Origin of the sequence: Sphingobacterium sp. T2, from assembly GCF_000814685.1 — a bacterium.
Classification (GTDB): Bacteria; Bacteroidota; Bacteroidia; order Sphingobacteriales; family Sphingobacteriaceae; genus Sphingobacterium; species Sphingobacterium thermophilum.
In genome coordinates this window covers 1-5003 of sequence record NZ_JXAC01000287.1, presented here as the reverse complement: position 1 = coordinate 5003, position 5003 = coordinate 1, and the positions used below count along the sequence as shown (strand labels likewise).

Genomic DNA, 5003 nt, shown 5'->3' with positions numbered 1-5003 from the left:
ATACAGAAAGCTTAATTAATATTTAAAATTTAAATTAATTTTCTTTTCATCGTAACAAACTCTTACAAAGATAAATTTTTTATTATAATTTTATCTCATCGATGAATTCCTGAAAATTTTCAGACCATCGACATCCTGTTCTCTTTTCATAAGAGATAAATAGTTAGTGTGATTTTAAGGCGATATCCCCCAAAATATCGCCTTATCTTTTTGAAAATCTTATAGAAAATAAGCTAATACAGCTGCTGCGATACCCGCCAAAATAATAAGCCATGTATAGCTTTTCTCCCCTTCCTCGCTTCTGAATTTGAAATCTTCTTTTATTATTTTTCCATGATTTTGTCTCCTTCAAAATATTTATTGCTAGTTAAATTACGATTAATTTTGTAAATTATTGCTTATTCATGGTGATAAGGTTCACCTTTCATAATCGTGAAAGCTCTATAAATCTGCTCCACAAAAAACAATCTTATCATTTGGTGTGAAAATGTCATTTTAGAAAGAGACAAAGAACCATTGGCCCTCGCTTTAACAGCATCAGCAAATCCATAGGGTCCTCCGATAAGAAATACCAAATGTTGTACACTGGAAACCATCTTCTTTTCCAAAAAATCGGCAAACTCTACCGAACGGTACTCCTTCCCTCGTTCGTCCAACAAGATGACCTGATCGTTTGCCGCAATATATTTAAAAAAGAGTTCTGCCTCTTTCTCTTTCTGCTGTGCTTCGGAAAGGTTTTTAGCATTTTTAACATCAGGAATCACTACAAAATTAAAAGAAATATAATGTTTCAACCGCTTCAAATACTTATCCAGTCCTTCCTGAATGTATTTATCGTCCGTCTTTCCTATGCACAATAACGTTATTTTCATGTTGTAAAATTCTATAAAAATCAGAATAATGAAAATAAAATTTACAAAAACACAAAAGCAGACGGCAGTGTACCGTTCCGTACACTGCCGTCTGCAAAATAATATAGCAACAACTAAGCTGTTACGACGTCATGACCTTTTGCCAGCCAATCTTGCATACTACCGATATAACTTTTAACATTCGTAAAGCCGTTTCGATTGAGTATGGATGCTGCTATAGTAGCTCTGTCCCCTGCTTGACATTGGACTATAATGGGCTGATGCTTAGAAATGTCGGGAAGTGCTTTAGCCAGCCTACCCACAAAAAAATGTTGAGCTCCCGGGATATGACCGTTGCGAAACTCTACCTTGCTGCGCACATCTAGCAATACAGAAGAGTCCTCTTGCAATGCTGACTTCACCTCTTCGGCCTCCACAATCGGTATTTGCACCAAATCCCCTTCCAGCTTTTCCACAAAGCCTACAATATTGTCCATACCTATACGCATCAACTTTCTAGTCACCTCCTTTTTGTTTTCTGGAGAGGCCACCAGCACTAAAGCTTTATCGTATGGAAGCATCCACCCCGCCCAGTTAGCCAGACTGTTATTATTCTGGATATTAATTGAATGCCGAAGATGTCCTGTGGCAAATTCAAACTTGTTGCGCGTATCTACAACTATAGCTTCTGCAGGAATCTGCGATACTACTATCACCGGATGATCAGGCACTTCGGTAAGGAGGTGGCGCTCTTCCTTATTCAATTTCTTCATCATAGCGAAATAGGTCGGAACCTCCGGCTGATCGCGCAAGAGCTCCTCTTTAAATGCTTCAAAGTCCTCATGTTGCAAAGCCCAGTTTCTTATCTTCTCATAGCCCACTGTAGAGCTTGCCACAGCGCCTAAGGCCTTCCCACAAGCAGACCCTGCCCCATGACCAGGCCACACCTGCACATAGTCCGGCAGAGCCTTAAACAATTTCAGTGATTCAAAAAGTTGCTTTGCCCCCTTCCTCTTTAGAGCCCACCACCCCAGCAGCTTCCTCCAGCAAGTCCGGCCGTCCAACGTCTCCCACAAAGACAAAATACCCCCGTAAACGATCATCACCGGCTTATCGGTTGCGGCATGGTCTGTAAGAAGAAAGGAAATACTTTCAGGTGTATGTCCCGGAGTATGGAGCACCTCCAACGAAAGATTACCCAATTTTATCTTGTCGCCATGTTTCAGTCCTATATGGGGGAACTCATACTGCCAGTCTTCTCCTCCTTCATCAGAAAGATACAGTTTTGCTCCGGTAAGGGCAGCCAACTCTCGACTTCCGGAAAGAAAATCAGCATGTATATGCGTTTCTGCAACATGGGTTATATGAAGATTATTGGCTTTCGCTATTTCTAAATAGGTATCCACATCTCTTTTAGCATCAATAACTATTGCTTCTTTGGAAACCTGACAACCAATCATATAGCTAGCTTGAGCTAAAGTTTTGTCGTATATCAACTCGAAAAACATATCTTAATTTTTTTTTATTCAACCATTAAATAATTCCTAATTCGGTGAGAATGACAAAAATGGCTACCGACATAATGACCAACGCAAAAAGCTTTTTTAGCTTCTTACCGTCTAACTTATTGCTTAAATAAAAGCCTATAAATATGCCTAGTACCGTAAGTCCTGTATACGTCAGAAGAAGATTCCATTGGAACATGCCAATCCTTCGCCAGTCGCCCAGTAGGCCTAACATGGAATTGATGGCGATAAGTACCAAAGAAGTAGCCACCGCCTTACGCATGCTTAGATGGAAAAAGCTCGTCAGTGCTGGGATAATTAAAAATCCTCCCCCTGCCCCTACAATACCAGTGACACTACCTACAATAACACCTTTTGACACCACCGCGAAAAAAGGATATTTCGGCCGCGGAAGGTTTACATCCTTAAACATGGCATAAGCAGCAAAGAGCATCAAAATAGCGAAAGCCACCATCAACACCACTTCCTGGCTGATGACATACCCTCTTATATAAAACTCGTCGGGAATCAGGGGTACGATATATTTTCGCATCACAAATACCGAAATCATCGAAGGAATCCCGAATTTTATAAGCTTATCCATATCGACATCCTCATAGATAAAGCCCTTCACCCCTCCCACAAGGGATGTCACGCCTATGGAAAATAACGAATAAGCCGTGGCCAAAACCGGATCCACACCAAAAACATAGACAAATATAGGAACGGTTAATATGGAGCCTCCACTACCGACTAAACCTAACGTAATGCCTACAATTACAGCTAAAATTAATCCTAAAACAAACATGAATTAATGTGGAAGATATTTGCGTAATACACCGTATAAATAAGTTCCCAACAAGGCTCCTACAATCACAATAAGCATAGCATAAACCCCTGCTCCTAGTAACGCAAAAATGGGACCGGGACATGCACCTACCAATGCCCACCCTAATCCGAAAAATATACCTCCTATAAGATATCGTGGAATAGACTTAACCTTAGGATGAAATACAATTTCTTTACCGTCAACGTCTTTGGACTTATTGCGCTGCATGTACTGAACACCTAAAAGCCCTACCACCAACGCAGAACCTATAAATCCGTACATATGAAAAGACTGAAAGTTGAACATCTCGAAAATGCGGAACCACGATGCGGCTTCTGCCTTATACATCACTACGCCAAACAAAATGCCTAGTAGAATAAAAACTAACTTTCTCATAACTTAAAAGATTAAAGGGAAAAACACATGAACCATAAGCAATCCTCCAATAAAAAATCCTATTACAGCGACTAAGGAAGGCCATTGCAGTTCACTCAATCCCGTAATGGCATGTCCAGAAGTACATCCTCCAGCATAGCGAGTGCCAAAGCCTACAAAAATTCCGCCTATAAGAAGCAGAAGCACATTTTTGAGGTCCATCTCAAAGAACAACTCTGTCGGCAGATAAGCCTTTCCAACACTATCAAACCCATAAGATTTTAATATTCCTATGGTATTCTCCGCAATTGGTGGCACCTGATGGTCTGATAATCCATAAGCTGCAAGAGCACCTCCAAAGACAGTACCCAACAGAAATAACAAATTCCAGCGCTGCGCTTTCCAGTCAAAGTCGAAAAAATCACAACTTTTGCCGGCGCCCAACGCCGAACATAACGTGCGGAAATTCGAAGAAAACCCAAAAGTTTTTCCTAGCTTTATCAAAGCCAGCATAATTAAGGCTACTAAGGGCCCTCCTACATACCAAGGCCATGTTCCATAAATAGCTTCCATATTTTTTTAGTTTATGACAAAAGTAAAATCCTTCAACATCAAAATCTGTAACTTATGTTACGCTTCGGACAACTAATCCTTATTAAAGGTAAAAATATCTACACATAATAACGAGCTTTCCGGCTTTTAAGGACTAAAATTGATTCTACTTATATCGAAAAATAAAAAGACCTCAAGAAATCTTGAGGTCTTATACTATTTATTTTTGGTGTGCTCTAACATCCATTCATACATCTCAGGCGTATGAAAGACACGCTCCACACTACCGTGTGTTCCTCCCTTTATTATTGTCAGTTTCACCTTTGCTGTATCCCTACATTGTTTTATCGCACGATACAGTTTTCGTGATTCCGAAGGAGGCACTATCTTATCTATGCTGCCATGCATCAACCAGATCGGCACCTGTCCTAAATTACAGGCATCATTCAAATCCCCTCCACCGCATATAGCCACCGCTGCAGCAATCCTGTGCGGATATTTTCCTACCACGTGCATTGTTCCATACCCACCCATACTCATTCCACAGACATACACTCGAGATGAATCTGCATTATAATGTTGGATGACATAATCTACCAGTTCCATGACGCGATCAGGCTCCCACTTTCTGTGCGACTGAGGGGCTATAACAATAGCATTAGGAAGCTGTAAACCGCGCTCTAAGGCACGAAAAACACCATATCTTTTTACTCTTTCTAGGTTATTACTTCCTCTAAGACTTCTTCCGTGAAGAAAGACTACAGTACTAACGCAATTTCCACATTAAGAAGTGTCTATTGAGGGCTGATGTATCAAAAAATTGTAACTCGTCCTGTCATATACTGCAGTTTGAGCTTGCAACCCCAAATAACTTAGCAAAAGCAGAAAACT

General features: G+C 40.5%; 6 protein-coding genes. All 6 read right to left on the bottom strand.

Annotated elements, in window-relative coordinates; all coding sequences use genetic code 11:
• Positions 1–398 precede the first annotated feature (398 nt).
• A complete protein-coding gene (gene rlmH, locus SD31_RS14140) occupies positions 399–872 on the bottom strand; it encodes a 23S rRNA (pseudouridine(1915)-N(3))-methyltransferase RlmH (protein WP_039054589.1) in 474 nt (157 codons plus the stop codon).
• Between the two features lie 113 nt (positions 873–985).
• Complete coding sequence (locus SD31_RS14135) at positions 986–2359, bottom strand: MBL fold metallo-hydrolase (protein WP_231561698.1); 1374 nt, start codon at positions 2357–2359, stop codon at positions 986–988.
• 25 nt (positions 2360–2384) lie between these two features.
• Positions 2385–3164, bottom strand: a complete 780-nt coding sequence (locus SD31_RS14130) for a sulfite exporter TauE/SafE family protein (protein ID WP_039054588.1) — start codon at positions 3162–3164, stop codon at positions 2385–2387.
• Between the two features lie 3 nt (positions 3165–3167).
• The gene (locus SD31_RS14125) at positions 3168–3581 is read right to left on the bottom strand and encodes a DUF6691 family protein (RefSeq protein ID WP_039054587.1); all 414 of its coding nucleotides are present in this window, start codon (positions 3579–3581) and stop codon (positions 3168–3170) included.
• Between the two features lie 3 nt (positions 3582–3584).
• Entirely contained in the window at positions 3585–4133 is a 549-nt protein-coding gene (locus tag SD31_RS14120) for a YeeE/YedE family protein (RefSeq protein ID WP_039054586.1), read from the bottom strand.
• 195 nt (positions 4134–4328) lie between these two features.
• Positions 4329–4760 carry a prolyl oligopeptidase family serine peptidase gene (locus SD31_RS14115; protein ID WP_262506656.1) on the bottom strand — a complete coding sequence of 144 codons (432 nt, stop codon included), beginning with the start codon at positions 4758–4760 and terminating at the stop codon, positions 4329–4331.
• Between the last annotated feature and the right edge of the window lie 243 nt (positions 4761–5003).